General features: G+C 64.8%; 20 protein-coding genes. 8 read left to right on the plus strand and 12 right to left on the minus strand.

What is annotated here, in order from left to right:
- Positions 1-58: 58 nt before the first annotated feature.
- Genes ACFOOQ_RS14115 through ACFOOQ_RS14130 form a run of 4 tightly spaced genes read left to right on the plus strand, consistent with a single transcriptional unit; the run spans position 59 to position 3306 of the window.
- Complete coding sequence (locus ACFOOQ_RS14115) at positions 59-1060, plus strand: cysteine synthase A (protein WP_379727768.1); 1002 nt, start codon at positions 59-61, stop codon at positions 1058-1060.
- A gap of 8 nt (positions 1061-1068) precedes the next feature.
- Positions 1069-1791, plus strand: coding sequence for an alanyl-tRNA editing protein (locus ACFOOQ_RS14120; RefSeq protein WP_379727770.1), 723 nt, complete (start codon positions 1069-1071; stop codon positions 1789-1791).
- 29 nt (positions 1792-1820) lie between these two features.
- Entirely contained in the window at positions 1821-2675 is an 855-nt protein-coding gene (gene sseA / locus ACFOOQ_RS14125; RefSeq protein ID WP_379727772.1) for a 3-mercaptopyruvate sulfurtransferase, read from the plus strand.
- A gap of 16 nt (positions 2676-2691) precedes the next feature.
- Positions 2692-3306: a GNAT family N-acetyltransferase gene (locus ACFOOQ_RS14130; RefSeq protein WP_379727774.1), complete on the plus strand. Its 615-nt coding sequence runs from the start codon at positions 2692-2694 to the stop codon at positions 3304-3306.
- 48 nt (positions 3307-3354) lie between these two features.
- Here the strand turns inward: ACFOOQ_RS14130 and ACFOOQ_RS14135 are convergent, their stop codons facing one another.
- A complete protein-coding gene (locus ACFOOQ_RS14135) occupies positions 3355-4347 on the minus strand; it encodes a hypothetical protein (RefSeq protein ID WP_379727776.1) in 993 nt (330 codons plus the stop codon).
- Between the two features lie 122 nt (positions 4348-4469).
- The gene (locus ACFOOQ_RS14140) at positions 4470-5087 is read right to left on the minus strand and encodes a CGNR zinc finger domain-containing protein (RefSeq protein ID WP_379727778.1); all 618 of its coding nucleotides are present in this window, start codon (positions 5085-5087) and stop codon (positions 4470-4472) included.
- A 90-nt stretch (positions 5088-5177) separates the two neighbouring features.
- On the opposite strand from ACFOOQ_RS14140, the gene ACFOOQ_RS14145 reads away from it, so the two are divergent.
- Together ACFOOQ_RS14145 and ACFOOQ_RS14150 are read left to right on the plus strand one after the other, a co-directional pair.
- Positions 5178-5906: an AzlC family ABC transporter permease gene (locus ACFOOQ_RS14145; RefSeq protein ID WP_379727780.1), complete on the plus strand. Its 729-nt coding sequence runs from the start codon at positions 5178-5180 to the stop codon at positions 5904-5906.
- Positions 5899-6231 (plus strand): AzlD family protein, encoded by a 333-nt coding sequence (locus tag ACFOOQ_RS14150; RefSeq protein WP_379727782.1) that lies wholly within the window; start codon positions 5899-5901, stop codon positions 6229-6231. The genes ACFOOQ_RS14145 and ACFOOQ_RS14150 overlap by 8 nt, the downstream gene beginning before the upstream one ends.
- A 118-nt stretch (positions 6232-6349) precedes the next feature.
- Here ACFOOQ_RS14150 and ACFOOQ_RS14155 read toward each other — a convergent pair whose 3' ends face one another.
- Positions 6350-7018 carry a TetR/AcrR family transcriptional regulator gene (locus tag ACFOOQ_RS14155; RefSeq protein ID WP_379727784.1) on the minus strand — a complete coding sequence of 223 codons (669 nt, stop codon included), beginning with the start codon at positions 7016-7018 and terminating at the stop codon, positions 6350-6352.
- A 215-nt stretch (positions 7019-7233) separates the two neighbouring features.
- On the opposite strand from ACFOOQ_RS14155, the gene ACFOOQ_RS14160 reads away from it, so the two are divergent.
- A complete protein-coding gene (locus ACFOOQ_RS14160; RefSeq protein WP_379727786.1) occupies positions 7234-8223 on the plus strand; it encodes an alpha/beta fold hydrolase in 990 nt (329 codons plus the stop codon).
- Positions 8224-8312: 89 nt separating this feature from the next.
- On the opposite strand, the gene ACFOOQ_RS14165 is transcribed toward ACFOOQ_RS14160, so the two are convergent.
- The 9 genes from ACFOOQ_RS14165 to ACFOOQ_RS14205 form a co-directional block, all read right to left on the minus strand.
- Positions 8313-8990: a DUF1345 domain-containing protein gene (locus ACFOOQ_RS14165; protein ID WP_379727787.1), complete on the minus strand. Its 678-nt coding sequence runs from the start codon at positions 8988-8990 to the stop codon at positions 8313-8315.
- 104 nt (positions 8991-9094) lie between these two features.
- On the minus strand, positions 9095-9616 hold the full coding sequence (locus ACFOOQ_RS14170) for a hypothetical protein (RefSeq protein ID WP_379727789.1): 522 nt from the start codon (positions 9614-9616) through the stop codon (positions 9095-9097).
- Between the two features lie 70 nt (positions 9617-9686).
- On the minus strand, positions 9687-10427 hold the full coding sequence (locus ACFOOQ_RS14175) for an amino acid ABC transporter ATP-binding protein (protein ID WP_379727791.1): 741 nt from the start codon (positions 10425-10427) through the stop codon (positions 9687-9689).
- A 14-nt stretch (positions 10428-10441) separates the two neighbouring features.
- Entirely contained in the window at positions 10442-11530 is a 1089-nt protein-coding gene (locus tag ACFOOQ_RS14180; RefSeq protein ID WP_379727793.1) for an amino acid ABC transporter permease, read from the minus strand.
- A gap of 1 nt (position 11531) precedes the next feature.
- Positions 11532-12725, minus strand: coding sequence for an amino acid ABC transporter permease (locus ACFOOQ_RS14185; RefSeq protein WP_379727795.1), 1194 nt, complete (start codon positions 12723-12725; stop codon positions 11532-11534).
- A gap of 107 nt (positions 12726-12832) precedes the next feature.
- Positions 12833-13852 (minus strand): amino acid ABC transporter substrate-binding protein, encoded by a 1020-nt coding sequence (locus ACFOOQ_RS14190; protein WP_379727797.1) that lies wholly within the window; start codon positions 13850-13852, stop codon positions 12833-12835.
- Positions 13853-13910: 58 nt separating this feature from the next.
- A complete protein-coding gene (locus ACFOOQ_RS14195) occupies positions 13911-14393 on the minus strand; it encodes a YqaA family protein (protein ID WP_379727799.1) in 483 nt (160 codons plus the stop codon).
- A gap of 14 nt (positions 14394-14407) precedes the next feature.
- The gene (locus tag ACFOOQ_RS14200) at positions 14408-15805 is read right to left on the minus strand and encodes a M20 family metallopeptidase (protein WP_379727801.1); all 1398 of its coding nucleotides are present in this window, start codon (positions 15803-15805) and stop codon (positions 14408-14410) included.
- A gap of 30 nt (positions 15806-15835) precedes the next feature.
- On the minus strand, positions 15836-16717 hold the full coding sequence (locus ACFOOQ_RS14205; protein WP_379727803.1) for a LysR substrate-binding domain-containing protein: 882 nt from the start codon (positions 16715-16717) through the stop codon (positions 15836-15838).
- 109 nt (positions 16718-16826) lie between these two features.
- On the opposite strand from ACFOOQ_RS14205, the gene ACFOOQ_RS14210 reads away from it, so the two are divergent.
- Complete coding sequence (locus ACFOOQ_RS14210; protein ID WP_379727805.1) at positions 16827-17831, plus strand: zinc-binding alcohol dehydrogenase family protein; 1005 nt, start codon at positions 16827-16829, stop codon at positions 17829-17831.
- Positions 17832-17851 lie beyond the last annotated feature (20 nt).

The following is a 17851-nucleotide window of genomic DNA, read 5'->3' on the forward strand; positions in this document are numbered from 1 at the left end:
CAGGGGGAGATTTCACCGGCCCGGCACCTGCGGTTGCGGCCCATCCACCGGAAGCGTCATGGATATTCGCAAGGACTTTATCGACAGCATCGGCCGCACGCCGCTGATCCGCCTGAAGCATGCCTCCGAGAGCACCGGCTGCGAGATTTACGGCAAGGCCGAGTTCATGAATCCCGGCGGCTCGGTGAAGGATCGCGCCGCGCTGTTCATCGTGCAGGACGCGATCCGCCGCGGCGCGCTCAGGCCCGGCGGCACCATCGTCGAAGGCACCGCCGGCAATACCGGCATCGGCCTGGCGCTGGTGGCCAATGCCATGGGCTTCAGGAGCGTCATCGTGATGCCGGAGACCCAGAGCCAGGAGAAGAAGGACTTCCTGCGGCTGTGCGGCGCCGACCTGCGGCTGGTGCCCGCAGTGCCCTACAAGAACCCCGACAACTACGTGAAATATTCCGGCCGGCTGGCCGAGGAAATGGCGAAGACCGAACCGAATGGCGCCATCTGGGCCAACCAGTTCGACAATGTCGCCAACCGCGAGGCGCATTACCGCACCACGGGGCCGGAAATCTGGCAGCAGACCGGCGGCAAGGTCGACGGCTTCACCTGCGCGGTCGGCTCCGGCGGCACCCTCGCCGGCATCCTGATGGCCCTGAAGGAGCAGAACCCGAAGGTGCGGGTCGCGCTGGCCGATCCGATGGGCGCCGCGCTCTACAGCTACTACAAGACCGGCGAACTGAAATCCGAGGGCAGCTCGATCACCGAGGGCATCGGCCAGGGCCGCATCACCGCCAACCTCGAAGGCATCACGCCCGACGACGCCTTCCAGATCCCCGACGAGGAAGCCCTGCCGGTGGTCTACGACCTGGTGCAGCACGAGGGCCTGGTGCTCGGCGGCTCCAGCGGCATCAACGTCGCCGCGGCGATCCGGCTGGCGAAACAGATGGGCCCCGGCCACACCATCGTCACCATCCTGTGCGACGGCGGCGCGCGCTACCAGAGCAAGATGTTCAATCCGGAATTCCTGCGGTCGAAGAACCTGCCGGTTCCGCCGTGGATGGCGTGAGGCTGGCGATGACCGAGTTCCTGTTCCGCGAAGATGCCTATCTGAAAGACTGCGACGCGGTGATCACCGCCGTCGACGAGCGCGGCTTCCAGACCGACCGCACGGTCTTCTACCCCACCGGCGGCGGCCAGCCCGGCGACAGCGGCCGGCTGCTGCTGGCGTCCGGCGAGATCATCGCGATCACCAACACCATCAAGGGCGACGGCCCGGACGGCATCATCCATGTGGCAGGCAGCGGCAGCGCGGCACTGAAGGTCGGCGCCAGCGGCAAGCTCGAAATCGACTGGGAACGCCGCCACCGGCTGATGCGCATGCATACCTGCCTGCATCTGCTGTCGGCGCTGGTGCCCTTCCCGGTCACCGGCGGCCAGGTCGGCGACGGCAAGGGCCGGCTCGATTTCGACATGGCCGACAGCATCCCCGACAAGGAGACGCTGACCGAAAAGCTGAACGCCCTGATCGCCGGCGACCATGCGGTGACCGCGCGCTGGATCACCGACGAGGACCTGCTCGGCAACCCGGAGCTGGTCAAGACCATGGCGGTGAAGCCGCCGATGGGCCTCGGCCGCGTGCGGCTGATCGAGGTGGTCGGCGTCGACCAGCCGCTCGACCTGCAGGCCTGCGGCGGCACGCATATCGCGCGCACCGGCGAGATCGGCGCGGTCAGCGTGCGCAAGGTGGAAAACAAGGGCCGGCAGAACCGGCGCGTCAACATCGAATTCGCGGCCTGACGCCGCGATCCAGTCTGGGGAGTCCCGCAATGGATTACGTCAACAGCGAGGCGCTGGTCTCGACCGAATGGCTGGCGGAACATCTGAATGCGCCGGACCTGCGCATCGTCGATGCCTCGTGGTACCTGCCGGCGATGAACCGCGACGGCAAGGCCGAATATGCCCGGCAGCATATCCCCGGCGCGGTGTTCTTCGACATCGACGAGATTTCCGACACGGCGAGCGACCTGCCCCACATGCTGCCGAGCCCGGAGAAATTCGCCAGCCGCATGCGCACACTCGGCATCGGCGACGGCAACCGCATCGTCGTCTATGACGGCTCGGGCGTGCATCTCTCGGCGCCGCGGGTGTGGTGGATGTTCCGCGTCTTCGGCCATGAGGATGTCGCCGTGCTCAACGGCGGCTTCGGGAAATGGCTGGCCGAGGGCCGCCCGGTCGAGGACCTGCCGCCGCTGCCGCGCGACCGGCATTTCACCGCGCGCCGCAACGACCTGCTGGTGCGCGATGTCGAGCAGGTGCGCGGCAATCTCGGCAGCCACCGCGAGCAGGTGGTCGATGCCCGCAGCGCCGGGCGGTTTGCCGGCACCGAGGCCGAGCCGCGCGCCGGCCTGCGCGGCGGCCATATCCCCGGCTCGCTGAGCGTGCCGTCCTCGCTGATGACCGATCCCAAGACCGGCCAGTTCCAGTCGGCCGATGCGCTGCGCGACATCTTCACCAGGGCCGGCGTCGACCTCGGCAAGCCGGTGCTGACCACCTGCGGCTCCGGCGTCTCGGCCTGCATCCTGACGCTCGGCCTGCATCTGCTCGGCCATCGCCAGGTCTCGGTCTATGACGGCTCGTGGACCGAATGGGGCGGCCGCCCCGACCTGCCGGTCGAACGCTGAACCGCAGGCCGGTTCCGTGACGGCGGCGCGCGACGACCTCAGCAGCAATGTCGAGCAGGCGGTGTTCCGCCTGCCGCCGCCGGAGCTGCTGGACGATGGCCGCTACAATGTCACCGTGGTCTATCTCGAGATGCTGCAGGGCCCGGCCGCCGATGCGCCGAACCCGCCGCCGCTGGTACCGAAGCTCTCGCTGCTGAAACTGGATAAGCCGACCACCGGCTTCTACCGCTATCTCTACGAGACCGTCGGCCGCGCCTGGCACTGGGTCGACCGCAACCGGCTCAGCGACCTGGCGCTCGGCCAGATCATCTGCGACCCGCGTGTCGAGATCTGGGTGCCCTATATCGGCGGCGTGCCGGCCGGCTATGTCGAACTCGACCGCCGCGACGAGACCGCATCCGACGACAGGCCGGTCAACATCGCCTATTTCGGCCTGGCGCCGGAATTCATCGGCCGCGGCGTCGGCCCCTGGCTGCTGCGCGCGGGCGTCAGGCAGGCGTTCTCGTATGGCACCAGGCGCCTGACGGTGAATACCTGCAACCTCGACCACCCGGCCGCCCTGCCGCTCTATCAGAAGATCGGCTTCCGCCCTTACCAGACCCGGCAGGCACCGTTCGATCCGCGGGTGTGAAGCCGGCGCGATATTTCGTGGCGCGTTTCTTCGAGATCAGGATAGCCGTCAGTCCTCACCGCTCTTTACACGCGCCGCCCTTACCAGAAAAGCTTTGTCGATCTCGTTGTTTACGTAGTACGCATTCGCTTTGACGTCCAGTTCAGCCCCCGGATGGTCAAGCGCCCAAAGAAGGTTGGCGATATCCTCGGTGGGGACCTCGATCCTTCTAACGGTGACAACGACCTTTTCACCATCCGTTTTCTTTTTAAAACGAACGCGGAAGCCCCCATCAATTTCGTTATTGATATCTACAACCTCAAACCTTCCATCAAGAGGCTTGCCGATACCATCCTGCTTGTCATTTGACAGCAACTTCCTTGCCTCTTCCCCGGTTAAGGGAAGCCCATGCACTTCGGCTTGCTCAGCTTTACCAGCCGATTTCAGTAGCGCAATGTGAGCCTCACCCGCTTCCTCGGCGAGCTGCTTGGCTACGGGAGCCCTAGCGACTGCCGATGCCATGATTTCTAGTCGGCGGGTTTCTTCCTTGCTCATCTCAAGCCGGGTGGTCGATTCAATCTCGACCTTCTTTACCTCAGCCGTCTGCTTCACGTGTTCCGTGAAGGGAGTCACGCCGAAGTAAAGTAAGACCGCGAGCGCCGCGATTATGAAAACCTGCTTGTCCGTCATCTTCCCAACCAGGCTCTTGAAGAAGTCTTCAACCGTCGAATCGGGGGCTTCGGCGCCTGTACTCCCCTTCATGATAACGATCTTAATGTCGTCCAGCGCCGCTTTGTCTTCGGCCGTCAGTCGATTACGATTCGTTGTTCCATGCTTAACTAGTGCGTAGCTCTTCTCCAGAGCATCGTAAAATTCGCTTAGCGCCCGCGCCGTATGCCGCGTAAGAGAATGGTTGATCGGCTCATCAGGGAAGCGAAGTATCGTTGGATTCCACCCGGATACTCGGATTGTGGTCGGGCCAAGTTGCCCGATTGGGTCGGCTTCCCATTGCCCCAACAAATCCCAAAGGTCGGCTTCCGACCCAATGACAATTTCCGCCACGGCTCTCCCCCTAGTTTCTCACCACCTTAGCGGGATAAAGACCGAGGATTCCACTCCTAATTACGTGCTTATGTTGAGGAGATAATCTCGAGGGTGTTTCACGTGAAACACCTCAGGAACGACTACTCCCCCGCCTTCGCCCGCCGGTAATGCCGCTGCGCCTTGGCGCGGTTGCCGCAGCTTTCCATCGCGCACCAGCGGCGCCGGCCGCTTGGGCTGGTATCGAGGAACAGCCAGCCGCAGCCCGGCCCGCCGCAGACATGCACCCGCGGCAGCCGGTCGGACGCCAGCAGCCCGGCGGCGGCATGGGCCAGCCGCAGGATCGGCGCCGACAGGCCGAGGCCGGCGCGCGGTTCGGCCCAGGCATAGCCACCGCCTTTCGCGGCCACCAGCCGCGCCGTCGCCGGCATCTCGGCCAGCCAGTGGTTGAGTCGCTCCAGATCCGCCGCGGCCGGCTTGCCCGCATGGGTCAGCAGGCGATGCAGCGTCTCGCGCAAATCGACGGCGGCGCTGAGCGCGGCATCGGCCGCCTCGGGCTCGGCATCGGCCGCCTGCGCCAGCGCCTTCGCCTCGGCCGCATCGAGCAGGCCGACCCGCTTCGCCCAGGCCAGCAGGGCGGCATAGGAGACCAGGCAGTCCTCCGCGTCGGCGCGGTCGCGCCAGTCCACGGTGTTGATGAAATCAAGCGCCGGATGCCCGCCCAGCAGGTCCAGCGCCAGGATGCGCGACGTCTCGGTCATGTTCGATGGCCTGTCATTCTCACCAGTACACGGGCATTCTAACCAGTATACCGGTTGACGGCCGCTGCGCCAAGACCTAGCGTGCCGGCCATGAGCGACTCTGCCGTACCAACCGATTCCGCCACATCGCCACCGGCCGCCAGCTTCACCCGCGCCGGCGTCTGGCACGGCATGAAACTGACCCTGCCCTACAGCATCAGCGCGCTGCCTTTCGGTCTGGCGTTCGGCGCCGCCGCAGTTGCCGCCGGCATGACCCCGGGCGCGGCGGTGCTGATGAGCGCGCTGGCCTTTGCCGGCAGCGCGCAGTTCGCCGTGCTCAGCCTGTGGGCAAGCCCGCTGCCGGTGCTGGCCATCGCGCTGACCACCCTGCTGGTCAATGCGCGCCATATCGTGATGGGCGCCGCACTGCAGCCGTTCACCCGCGGCCTGCCGGGCCGGCTGGTGCTGCCGCTGGCCGGCGGCATGACCGACGGCGGTTTTGCCATCACCCTGCAGACGATGATGCGCGGCCAGCGCGATTTCGGCGTGCTGGCCGGCACCATCATCATGCAGTGGCCGGTCTGGGTCGGCGGCACCGCGCTCGGCGCGGTGATCGGCGCCACCGGGCTGGCTGCGAAGGCATGGGGCCTCGACGTGCTGATCGCCGCCGTCTTCGCCACCGCGGTGATCGGGCTGTATCGCGGCCGCGGCGACATCCTGCCGTGGCTCGGCGCCGTCGCCGGCACGCTGGCCGCCCTGCTGTGGCTGCCGGGCAACTGGTACATCCTGATGGGCGCGCTCTGCGCCGGCCTCGCCGGACTGTTGCGCCGCCATGACTGACCTGCTGACTCTCGACTCCCTCGCCGTCGATGGCGCGGCGCTGGCCGCCATCCTCGCCATGGCCGTGCTGACCTATCTCACCCGGGCCGGCGGCTTCTGGCTGATGGGCCATGTGGCGATCTCGCCGCGCATCGAGCGCTTCCTGCGCCATATGGCCGGCGGCGTGCTGGTCTCGATCGTCACGGCGGCGGTGGTCAACGGCGACCGCACCATGTGGGCCGGCCTCGCGCTGGCCATCGCCCTCATGCTGTGGCTGCGCCGGCCGATGACGGCGATGGCAGCCGGCATGGCGCTGGCCGCCGGGCTGCGGCTGCTGGGCGTCTAGCCCTCCCGATCCGGGGCGTGGGCTCATTCGCACGCAGCCAGATCCGGATCGAGGCCAAACAGATCGGGGCTTTCCGGTTTCGTTGCGGAGGAAGATTTGCCGAAGTCCGGGGTCGCAGCTACCGTCCGCGCCGTCGAGAGCTGACCTCGATACCGGGTTTCCCCCCGGGGGCCGCCCAACCCTGGACACTCACATCCGCCAGCGCCTCGAATATAGCCGTCGTGCGTTCCAGGCGAGCGATCGTGCGTGCGCCTTCGACGGCAGCGACCAATGCGGCCGCGGCAGAAGATGCGCGCGCGGACGTGAAACCGCACCCCCTGAAATGCTCCGCAACGATCTCGGTTGAATCGACAAATCCGCGCGCGACCCGTTTGGTCAGATCCGCGTCGAGTGCAGGAAGCTCATTCGCCAGATTTTGCATCAGACATCCATACCGGAAATCAGAGGCGACCATTTCGGCCGCGAACGTGCCGAAAATCTGACGAACAAAACGCAGGGCATCACCCGTCGTATTCGCCGAGATATCCCGCAAGACGGCCATTCTAGTCGCAACGTAATGATCGATGGCTTCTTCTGCGAGCTGCGCCTTGCCGCGCGGAAAATGAAAATAGAACGACCCCTTAGGCGATCCGCTTTCTTCAATGATCTGGTTCAATCCGGTCGCAGTGTAGCCCTGGATGCGGAACAGTCGTTCGGCAGTGGCAATCGCGCGATCGCGGGCGTCGGTCTTACGGGGCATGCCGAAAGCATACCACGCCGAGCTTGACACGGCTATGGTGATCGCCATACTATGGCGATCACCATAGTAAATGCGCCCCGCCGCCTCACCGTTATCAGATCCCGATCCAGACGTTGCACGCAGGCACATGCCACTCCCCCGGATTGCGGCACAGGAAAGACTCAAAATGAACTCGAGCACCTACGATTTCGGCAACTGTTCCAGCGAACGGGACCACTGAGATGACCTCCAGACCCTGCCCGATGATGCTTTTAGGAGCTGCCATGTTCACTGCGATGTTCGCTGGCGTTGCTGCCGGAGAGCCTTCAAGCGATGCCATCTGGCACAATAAGATCCCTGTCGCTTTGAGCGAGCCTGCCGTTGATATCGATAAGGATCCGAACCTTCTGCACAAATATGCGGAAAATGCGGGAACGAAAATCCACTACGTCACAATGGGCTCCAATCAAAAACCGCTTATGGTGTTCGTGCACGGATTTCCCGACTTTTGGTATTCCTGGCGAAATCAGATCCAGGCATTTTCAGCAAATTATCAGGTGGTCGCTCTTGATCTGCGCGGGTACGATTTGAGCGATCGGCCAGAAGGTGTCGAGAACTACAAGTTTCCGGTTCTCCTCGATGACATCCGTGCCGTGATCGATGCAGAGAGAAACGGCCGCAAGGCGATCCTGATCGGGCACGACTGGGGCGCCGCTTTGTCGTGGCTCTTCACCGGGCAAAATCCGGATCTAATCGAAAGACTTGTCGTCCTCAGCGTTCCTCATCCCGGCGCCATCACGCGGGAATTGCTGCCTTGGAACCATCCAATCGCGCAGGCCAGGGCCAGCGCCTACGCCACACGGTTCTTCGCTCAAGGCAAAGGCGACAATCTGACGGCGCAAGACCTGGCATACTGGGTTGTCGATCCACAGGCTAAGAGTCGATACATCGAGGCTTTCGAGAAATCTTCCATCTTGTCGATGATGAATTATTACAAAGCCAACTACGCGTTTTCCCAGCTTACGCTCAATCTTTTCGATCCAGCCATGAAGAAACTCTACGGTGCCACGATCAAATGCCCGGTCTTGCATGTGCACGGAATCGAGGAGAGCCACGCTTTGCTAAGCACTATCGATTTGGAAAAGTCATGGATTGAAAATCCCGACAATCTCACGGTCAAAATCGTGCCCGGAGTTGGCCACTTCATTCAGCATGAAGTGCCGGACTACCTGAATCAGACGATTGCCGCCTGGTTGAAAGATTCAGGAAGCTGAGCCCGATCTTGCGGTGGCGGCCGGCATGGCGCTGGCCGCCGGACTGCGACTGCTGGGCATCTGACCGGCTTAGCCACCCTGGCCCCACCTTAACCTTGACCACTGGCGACCAGGTTGACGGTCAGCGCGATCACCGTGGTGTTGAAGAAGAAGGCCACCACGCTGTGCAGCAGGGTCAGGCGCCGCATGCTGCGCGACACGGCGGCGACGTCCGAGACCTGGCAGGTCATGCCGATGACAAAGGCATAGTAGAAGAAATCCCAGTAATCGGGTTCCCTGGTCTCGGGGAAATCGAGGCCGCCGCGGTCGACCGTCTTGCCGCCTTCGGTGACATCGCCGTAGTAGAGATGCGCATAATGCAGCGCCAGCACGGTGTGGATCAGGAACCACGCGCAGATCATGCCGGCGGCGCCGACCACCAGCCGCCACACCATGATCTGCGGCGGCACGGTCTGGCGGCTGTAGAGGATCAGCGCCAGCGCCAGCAGGCTGATGACGGCGGCGATCACCACCAGCACCGTGATTACCCAGGCGCGATCGTCGAGTTCACGCGAACGCCGGCGCAGCACTGCCGTGGTGACGCCATGGATGGCATGCGCCGTCAGGCCGAGGAACAGCAGGATGCCGAGCACCCAGGCGGCGCCGGCATGCACGGCGACATCGCGGGGCGGGAACGGCGCCACGAAAACGAGAGCGCCGACAGCCAGGCAGAGCAGCAGGCGCCAGCCGGCCGGCATGTGGCGCAGAGATTCAAACGGCCCGGTCATGGCATGTCCTGCTGACGAAGAAGATTCACAACAGTCTATAACATCCCGGAAAGCTAGAAAGTTCCCGCGATGGATCGTTCAGGGTGACGCCTCGGGACAGCGCTTCAGGGCAGCGCTTCCGGCCGGCCCGGCGGCGACTGCCAGTCGACCACCCGCCAGCCACCATCGGGCTGCCGGCGCAGGCGATAGCGGGTCGGCGCCGCCGGGGTGGTGACGCAGTCGGGCGCCGCCAGCAGCAGGCCGCAATTGCGCCCCGCCACCGCGATCACCACCTCGCCGGCCCCGGCCGGCTCGGCCGCCGCCACGCGATAGCTCCACCAGTAGCCGGGACGTTTCTCGCCGGGAAACAGCTCGCCGCCCGCCAGCCGCGGCTGCCAGACCCGCCAGCACAGTGCTGCCTCGCGGCGGGCAAAACAGGCCAGCAGGGTCTCGACGGCGCAGAGCGGGGTGTCGGGCCGGCCGATGCAGCGGCTGTCGCTGCGGCCCGCGTCGGGACCGATCAGGCGGTACTGCCCGGGAGCATCAACGGCAGGAAGCTGGATAGTGGGAAGCTGGGCCGCGGCGGGCGCCGCGACCAGCAGGCCCAGAAGGATCGGGCACAGAAGGGCAATGGCATGACGGCGCATGGCGTTCCTCCCCTGTTACGGGGAGGAGTATAGCATGCCTTCGGACGGCCACCCGGCTTTCCAGGCCCTGTCAGTGCAGGATCTGGCTGAGGAACAGCCGGGTGCGCTCGTTCTGCGGGTTGCTGAAGAACTCGTCGGGCTTGTTCTGCTCGACGATCTCGCCGCGGTCCATGAAGATCACCCGGTTGGCCACCTTGCGCGCGAAGCCCATCTCGTGGGTAACGCAGAGCATGGTCATGCCGCCCTCTTCGGCCAGGCCGATCATCACGTCGAGCACTTCCTTGACCATTTCCGGATCGAGCGCCGAGGTCGGCTCGTCGAACAGCATGATCTTCGGGTTCATGCACAGCGAACGGGCGATGGCGACGCGCTGCTGCTGGCCGCCGGACAGCTGGCCGGGGAACTTCTTGGCCTGCTCGGGGATGCGCACCCGCTCGAGGTATTTCATCGCGGTGGCCTCGGCCTCGGCCTTCGGCTGCTTCAGCACCCAGATCGGCCCCAGGGTCAGGTTCTCCAGCACGGTCAGATGCGGGAACAGGTTGAAGTGCTGGAACACCATGCCGACCTCGCGGCGGATCTGTTCGATGTTCTTCAGATCGTTGGTCAGCTCGGTACCATCGACGATGATATGGCCCTTCTGGTGTTCCTCCAGACGGTTGATGCAGCGGATCATGGTCGACTTGCCGGAGCCCGACGGACCGCAGATCACGATGCGCTCGCCGCGCGTGACGGTCAGGTTGATGTTACGCAGGACGTGGAACTCGCCGTACCACTTGTTGACGGCCTGCAGTTCGATAATCGGTTGAGCCATGATTGCGAATCCCCTCAGCGCTTGTGCCCGGTGGCCAGACGGTCTTCCAGGGCCTTGCTGTATTTCGACATCGAGAAGCAGAAGATGAAGTAGATGAAGGCGATGAAGACATAGGCCTCGATCGAGAAGCCGCGCCAGGCGGGATCGGTCAGCGAGACTTTGGTCGACTGCATCAGGTCGTAGATGCCGATGATCACCACCAGCGAGGTATCCTTGAAGGCGGCGATGAACAGGCCGACCATCGGCGGGATCACCACCTTCAGCGCCTGCGGCAGCACGACGAGGCCCATCTTCTGGCCGTAGGACAGGCCGAGCGAGTCGGCGCCTTCATACTGGCCCTTGGGGATCGCCTGCAGGCCGCCGCGCACCACCTCGGCGATATAGGCCGCCGCGAACATGATGATGGCGATCTGGGCCCGCAGCAGCTTGTCGATGCTGAAACCTTCCGGCAGGAACAGCGGCAGCATCACCGACGACATGAACAGCATCGAGATCAGCGGCACGCCGCGGATCAGCTCGATATACATGATGCACAGCGTCTTGATCGCCGGCATCTTCGAGCGCCGCCCCATCGCCAGGATCAGGCCGAATGGAAAGGCGATGGCAATGCCGAAGGTGGCGAGGATCAGGGTCAGCGGCAGGCCGCCCCACAGGGTGTCCTCGACGAAGCGCAGGCCTAAGATGCCGCCCCACATCAGCACGCCCACTGCCACCAGGCCGACGATCCAGATCACCAGCAGCCGCGGTTTCCAGAAGCTGGGCATGCAGCTGACGATGATCATGCCGATCAGGATCAGGCCGGCGATCAGCGGCCGCCACTGTTCGGCATAAGGATACAGGCCGAAGAAGATCAGCCGGTATTTCTCGCCGATGAAGGCCCAGCAGGCACCCGGCTGGCCGCGGCATTCCGCCGAGGTCGCAGCGGTGAAATGCGCCTGGATCAGCCCCCATTCGATGATCGGCGGAATCGTCGCCGCCAGCAGCCAGATCGACAGGATGGTCAGGATGGCATTCAGCGGCGAGGAAAACAGCCGCTCGCGCACCCAGGCAATCGGCCCGGTCTGCAGGTTCGGCGGCGCCATGGATTCGGTCGTGCTTGCCATCTTACCGCTCCACCAGCGCTATATGCTTGTTGTACCAGTTCATGAAGACCGAGATCGACAGGCTGATGGTGAGATACACCCCCATGATGATCATGATGCCCTCGATCGCCTGGCCGGTCTGGTTCAGCATGGTGTTGGCCACCGACACGATGTCCGGATAGCCGATCGCCACCGCCAGCGAGGAGTTCTTGGTCAGGTTCAGGTACTGGCTGGTCATCGGCGGAATGATGACGCGCAGCGACTGCGGCAGCACCACCAGCCGCAGTATCTGGCTGCGCCGCAGGCCGAGCGCGCCAGCGGCTTCCCACTGGCCGTAGCTGACCGCCTGGATGCCGGAACGCACCACCTCGGCGATGAAGCCGCCCGTGTAGAAGACCAGGCCGAACAGCAGGGCGGCGAATTCCGGCGTCAGCGTGGAGCCACCGACGAAATTGAAGCCCTGCAGATGCGGTACGTCGAGCTGCAGCGGCGCGCCGCCGACCAGCCAGCCGACGACCGGCAGGCCGATCAGCAGGCCGAAGCCGGTCCACCAGACCGGAAAGGCCTGGCCGGTCGCCTCCTGCCGCTTGCCGGCCCAGCGGGCGACGAAGATGCAGGCGACGATGGCGAGCAGGAAACCGATTGCCGCGAAGTCGAAGGCGATATGGTCGGTCGTTGCCGGAATCTTGATGCCGCGGTTGGACAGGAAGATGCCCGGCAACGGATGCAGGGCCTGGCGCGGTCCCGGCAGGTTCTCGGAAATCACCGAGTACCAGAAGAACAGCTGTAGCAGCAGCGGCACGTTGCGCACCACCTCGACATAGACCATGGCCAGCTTGCTGATCAGCCAGTTCTTCGACAGCCGGGCGATACCGACGACGGTGCCGATGATGGTCGCGAGGATGATGCCGATCGCCGCCACCCGGATGGTGTTCAGGATGCCGACGACGATGGCGCGGGTGTAGGTATTCTCCGGACCGAAATAGATCGGGCTCTCGCCGATGGCAAAGCCCGCCTCGCGGCTGAGGAACCCGAAGCCGGACGCGATGTTCCGGACTTCCATGTTGTGCAAGGTGTTGGAGATCAGGAACCAGCCGACAAAGGCGACCAGCCCCAGTGCGACGACCTGATAGACGACGGAACGAACATCGGGATCGTTCCAGTTCAGTCGCCGGGGCGGTGCCGATGCTGCGCCGCCGGAAGATTTATTCGCCATGTGCCCCCCATGGCAAAGATAACTGAAAACAGACTGTCTGCGTCTGCGGAGAAAGCGCAACCCGGCGACGCCCTGTATCGTCGCCGGGTTGCATCGTTACACCGCCCTTAGCGGATCGGCCACGCGTAGAGCGCGCCGCCCTTGGTCCACAGCTGGTTCACACCACGATCCAGCTTGAGCGGGCTGTCCTTGCCGACATTACGCTCGAAGCTCTCGCCGTAATTGCCGACCTGCTTGAGGATGTTGTAGGCCCACTTCTCGTCGACGCCGAGCGCCTTGCCCATGCCCGGGGTGACGCCCAGGATGCGCTTGACGTTCGGGTTGTCGCTCTTCAGCTCGTCATCGACGTTCTTCGAGGTGATGCCGTATTCCTCACCCTCGATCATCGCGTTCAGCGCATAGCGCACCAGCACCAGCCACTGGTCGTCGCCCTGACGCACCATCGGGCCGAGCGGCTCCTTGGAGATGGTCTCCGGCAGGATGATATGATCATCCGGCTTGGCGAGCTGGGTTGCGCGGGTAGCGGCCAGGCCGGACTTGTCGGTGGTGTAGACGTCGCAACGGCCCGAATCGTAAGCCGCGACGACCTCATCGAGCTTCTCGATGACGACCGGCTTGAACTCCATCTTGTTGGCGCGGAAGTAGTCGGCCAGATTGAGTTCGGTGGTGGTGCCCGGCTGCACGCAGACGGTCGCGCCATTCAGCTCCTTGGCGCTCTTCACGCCCAGCGACTTCTTCACGATGAAGCCCTGGCCGTCATAATAGTCGATGCCGACACCAATGAGGCCGAGCGACCCTTCGCGGGTCAGGGTGATGGTGGTGTTGCGGACCAGCAGGTCGACTTCACCCGACTGCAGGGCAGTGAAGCGCTGCTGCGCGGTCAGCGGGGTGTACTTGACCTTGCTGGCATCGCCGAACATGGCGGCGGCGACGGCACGGCAGACATCGACATCGAGGCCCTTCCACTCGCCCTTGGAATCCGGCGCGGCGAAACCGCCGAGGCCGGTATTGGTGCCGCACTGGACAAAGCCCTTCGCCTTCACCGCGTCAAAGGTCGCACCCGCATGGGCAGCGTGCGCACCAAAGACGACCGCTGCCGCAACCGCGGCCGTTGCAAGAAATTTCATTTGAATACCCTTCCCTGTTGTGACTGGACTGCGTTTCCGCAGCACCGATGTAGAATTATCACGAGGCTGCGAAAACGGGCAAGACGGCGCCGGTGATCCAGAGGACGAAGGCATAGCGCGCCGCCTTGCCGATGGTTACGGCAATCAAGAATCGGGCCAACGGGTAGCGCAGCGCACCCGCAGCAAAGGTCAGCGGGTCGCCGATCACCGGAATCCAGCTAAAAAGCAGGGCTACGGCGCCCCAGCGCGAAAATCGGGTACCGGCTTTTTGCAGCTGCACATCGCTGACCGGAAACCACCGCCTGTGCTTAAAGCGCAGGCAATAGGCGCCGAGGCCCCAGTTAATCAGTGCACCCCCTACATTGCCGGCGGTGGCGACCAGAAATAATGTTGTAACTGGCGCCATTCCGGCACCGCGCGCGGCCGCCAGTGCGGCTTCCGACGACAGCGGCAGCAAGGTCGCCGCCAGCAGCGACCAGAAGAACAGGCCGGCCAGGCCGCAATCGCGCACCCAGCCGGCCAGCAGCGACGGATCCTGCATCGCGCCGCAACGCGTCAGGCGGCGATGGCGTCGTCAGCTTCGCCCAGGTCCCAGAAGATGCCGGCCATCATCGCGAGGCCCTGCCGCATCACGGGCAGCAACACGTGCTCGTTCGGGGCATGTTGCGAGCAGGCTGCATAAGAATGCGGCACCCACACCGTGGGCAGGCCCAATGTATCGGCGAATACGTCGTTGGGCAGCGAGCCGCCGAGATTGGGCAGCAGCGCCGGCTTCGTGCCGAGCGTACGTTCCACGGAGTCGAGCGCGAAATGCACATAGGGATGATCGGGATCGAGCCGGGTTGCGCGGAAGTAAGCGGCACGCGCCAGCGTAACCTGCACCTGCGGAAAACCGTGACGGTCGAGATGGCGGCGCAGGGCCGGCAGGAACTGTTCGGAATCGACGCCGACGACAAAGCGGATCTGGCAATGCGCGGTGGCCTTGCCGGGGATGGCGTTGACCGGCGCGTCCGGGTTGCCGGTCTTGAAGGCCAGCACGTCGAAACTGCACCAGCCGTAGACGCGCTCGGACGGGCTGAGGCCCGGTTCGCCCCACCAGGCATCGACGGCAGGGCCGTCCTCGCCGCCGCCGACCGTGCAGTCGGCGAGTGCGCGTCGCACGCCGGCCGGCAGTTCCGCCGGCACCCATTCGGGAATGCGGATCTGCCCGGTCGGACCGGCAATGCTGGCGATGGCATGCGCAAGGATAATGCCGGGATCGGCGAGCAGCCCACCCCAGTTGCCGGAATGATGCGCGCCCGGCCGCAGGTCGACGGTGAGATCGAAATTCATCGCGCCGCGCGAGCCGCAATACAGCGTCGGCCGCTCGGGCGACAGCCGCGGGCCATCGGAAGCAAGGAACAGGTTGGCGCCCCAGGCCTCGCGCTGGGCAGCACAGAAGGCATCGAGGCCGGGCGAGCCGACCTCCTCGCCGGTCTCGATCAGCAGCACGACATTGAAGCCGAGCTTGCCGCCACGCGCCTTGATGACCGCGGCCAGCGCCGCGATGTTCACCGTATGCTGGCCCTTGTTGTCGGCGGTGCCGCGGCCATAGAGCTTTTCGCCTTCCTGCACCAGGGCCCAGGGGCCGATGCCGCTGCGCCACTGAGCGTCCAGACCGCGGATCACATCGCCATGGCCATAGGAGAACAGCGTCTTCTTCGCGCCGGCCTCGCGGCGTTCGGCAACCAGGAACGGGCCGCCGTTGGGCGCCGGGTTCTTGTGGATCGTGCAGGTGAAGCCCAGCGGCTCCAGCGCAGCGCGCATCTCGCGGTCGAGATAGGTGCCGAGATCGGCGGCGCGGTCGGGATTCTGGCTTTCGGTCGGGATGGCGACGCGACGGGCGAGATCGGCGGTGAAACCGCCCTGGTCAAGATAATCGGTAGCGGCTTGGACGGCGGCAGCGCGGGACACGGGGCAACCTCTCTGTTACGGAGCCCTGATTTAAGCCGCCTGACGCCCCGCCGCCAAGCCCTGCAGGCTGTCTTCGATGAATCCGACCAGCGCGGCCTTGATCTCGGCCTGGCCTCCGCCCTCGCCGAACACCGCATGCTCGATCTCGCCCAGCGGCGGGAAGCCGTCGACCGCACCCAGCCGGCGCAGTCCGGCGGTTACCGTGCTCATGCCGGTGACCGCGATGCCAAGACCGGCGCGCGCCGCGGCCAGCACGCTCATGCCGCTCTCGCTGGTATAGACCACGCGCCAGCTTTTCCCCGTCGCCTTCAGCGCGGCAAGCCCGCGGGCGCGGAACACGCAGGGCGGCGGCATCGCGCAGAATGGCAGTGGCGCGCCGGCGTCGACGACGAAATCGGGCCCGCAGACCCACTCCAGGCTTTCGCGCCAGATCACCCGGCCGCGCGTCTCGCCGTCGTCGCGCTTGGCGATCACGAGGTCGAGCTGGCCGGCATCCAGCGCCTCGGTCAGGCTGCTGCTCATGCCGACCTTTACGTCGATATGCACACGGGGATAGATGCGGGCGAAGCGCGCCAGCACGCCGGGCAGATGGGCCGGCACGAAATACTCGACCACGCCGAGGCGGATCTCGCCGGTCACCTCGGGCTCGGTAAAGCGGCGCACCGCCTCGTCATTCAGTTCGAGCAGGCGGCGGGCATAGCCCAACAGCATCTCACCGTCGCGGGTCAGTTTCAGCGACCGGCTGGTGCGCTCGAACACACGACGGCCCAGGGTCTCTTCCAGCTTCTTGATCTTGATCGAGATACCAGCCTGGGTCCGGCCCAGCAGGGCACCGGCAGTGGTGAAGCCGCCGGTATCGGCGACAGCAACAAAGGACCGCAGGGCATCGAGGTCGAGATCGGGATAGCGCATGAAATTGATAACTAAATCGAATATGAGAAATAGCAACTATTAATTTCCAATATGGATTGAGCTGCACCATCCTAAGCCCCTGACCCGTCCGCCCATCCCGGAGACCACCATGAAAGCCGTCGGTTACAAGACCCCCCGCCCGATCAGCGATGCCGAAGCCCTGATCGACTTCGAAACCGCGAAGCCCGCCCCCCAGGGTCGCGACCTGCTGGTCAAGGTGATGGCCGTGGCGGTCAATCCGGTCGACACCAAGGTCCGCCGCAACATGGCGCCGGCGGATGGCAGCACCCGCATCCTCGGCTTCGATGCCGCCGGCATCGTCGAGGCTGTGGGCCCCGAGGCGACGCTGTTCAAACCCGGCGATGCCGTCTTCTATGCCGGCGACCTGACCCGGCCCGGCACCAATGCGGAGTTCCACCTGGTCGACGAGCGCATCGCCGGCATGAAGCCGCAGAGCCTCGACTTCCCGGCCACCGCCGCCCTGCCGCTGACCGCCATCACCGCCTGGGAGATGCTGTTCCACCGCTTCGGCCTGACGCGCGACAGCAGGGGCAGCATCCTGATCGTCGGCGGCGCCGGCGGTGTCGGCTCGATCGCCGTGCAGCTCGCCCGCCAGCTCACCGGCCTGACCGTGCTGGCGACCGCCTCGCGGCCCGAGACCCGGGACTGGGTAAAGCAACTCGGCGCCCATCATGTGATCGACCACAGCCAGCCGATGCCCGACCAGATCAAGGCGCTGGGCCTTGCCGGCGTTGAGTACATCTTCTCAACCACCGAGACGGCGCAGCACCTGCCCGCCATCGTCGAAATGATCGCGCCGCAGGGCCGCTTCGGCCTGATCGACGATCCGGCCACGCTCGACATCAATCCGTTCAAGCGCAAGAGCATCGCCGTGCACTGGGAATTCATGTTCACGCGCTCGATGTTCCAGACCGCCGACATGCAGGCCCAGCATGACCTGCTGAACGAGGTCGCGCGCCTCGTGGATGCCGGCACCTTGCGTACCACGCTGGCCGAGGTGCTGGGACCGATCAACGCAGCGACCCTGCGCAAGGCCCATGCCGCCATCGAAAGCGGCCGCACCCGCGGCAAGCTGGTGCTGGCCGGTTTCTGAGCCGTCACCGCACGTCTGAT

This window comes from Ferrovibrio xuzhouensis, assembly GCF_042648965.1.
GTDB classification, from domain to species: Bacteria; Pseudomonadota; Alphaproteobacteria; order Ferrovibrionales; family Ferrovibrionaceae; genus Ferrovibrio; species Ferrovibrio xuzhouensis.

Bases quoted from the DNA above. Each gene is read 5' to 3' on its own strand.
- ACFOOQ_RS14115 (WP_379727768.1), top strand. From the start codon at position 59: ATGGATATTCGCAAGGACTTTATCGACAGCATCGGCCGCACGCCGCTG.
- ACFOOQ_RS14120 (WP_379727770.1), top strand. From the start codon at position 1,069: ATGACCGAGTTCCTGTTCCGCGAAGATGCCTATCTGAAAGACTGCGAC.
- sseA (WP_379727772.1), top strand. From the start codon at position 1,821: ATGGATTACGTCAACAGCGAGGCGCTGGTCTCGACCGAATGGCTGGCG.
- ACFOOQ_RS14140 (WP_379727778.1), bottom strand. From the start codon at position 5,087: ATGACCGAGACGTCGCGCATCCTGGCGCTGGACCTGCTGGGCGGGCAT.
- ACFOOQ_RS14145 (WP_379727780.1), top strand. From the start codon at position 5,178: ATGAGCGACTCTGCCGTACCAACCGATTCCGCCACATCGCCACCGGCC.
- ACFOOQ_RS14150 (WP_379727782.1), top strand. From the start codon at position 5,899: ATGACTGACCTGCTGACTCTCGACTCCCTCGCCGTCGATGGCGCGGCG.
- ACFOOQ_RS14155 (WP_379727784.1), bottom strand. From the start codon at position 7,018: ATGGCGATCACCATAGCCGTGTCAAGCTCGGCGTGGTATGCTTTCGGC.
- ACFOOQ_RS14160 (WP_379727786.1), top strand. From the start codon at position 7,234: ATGTTCACTGCGATGTTCGCTGGCGTTGCTGCCGGAGAGCCTTCAAGC.
- ACFOOQ_RS14165 (WP_379727787.1), bottom strand. From the start codon at position 8,990: ATGACCGGGCCGTTTGAATCTCTGCGCCACATGCCGGCCGGCTGGCGC.
- ACFOOQ_RS14170 (WP_379727789.1), bottom strand. From the start codon at position 9,616: ATGCGCCGTCATGCCATTGCCCTTCTGTGCCCGATCCTTCTGGGCCTG.
- ACFOOQ_RS14175 (WP_379727791.1), bottom strand. From the start codon at position 10,427: ATGGCTCAACCGATTATCGAACTGCAGGCCGTCAACAAGTGGTACGGC.
- ACFOOQ_RS14180 (WP_379727793.1), bottom strand. From the start codon at position 11,530: ATGGCAAGCACGACCGAATCCATGGCGCCGCCGAACCTGCAGACCGGG.
- ACFOOQ_RS14185 (WP_379727795.1), bottom strand. From the start codon at position 12,725: ATGGCGAATAAATCTTCCGGCGGCGCAGCATCGGCACCGCCCCGGCGA.
- ACFOOQ_RS14190 (WP_379727797.1), bottom strand. From the start codon at position 13,852: ATGAAATTTCTTGCAACGGCCGCGGTTGCGGCAGCGGTCGTCTTTGGT.
- ACFOOQ_RS14195 (WP_379727799.1), bottom strand. From the start codon at position 14,393: ATGCAGGATCCGTCGCTGCTGGCCGGCTGGGTGCGCGATTGCGGCCTG.
- ACFOOQ_RS14205 (WP_379727803.1), bottom strand. From the start codon at position 16,717: ATGCGCTATCCCGATCTCGACCTCGATGCCCTGCGGTCCTTTGTTGCT.
- ACFOOQ_RS14210 (WP_379727805.1), top strand. From the start codon at position 16,827: ATGAAAGCCGTCGGTTACAAGACCCCCCGCCCGATCAGCGATGCCGAA.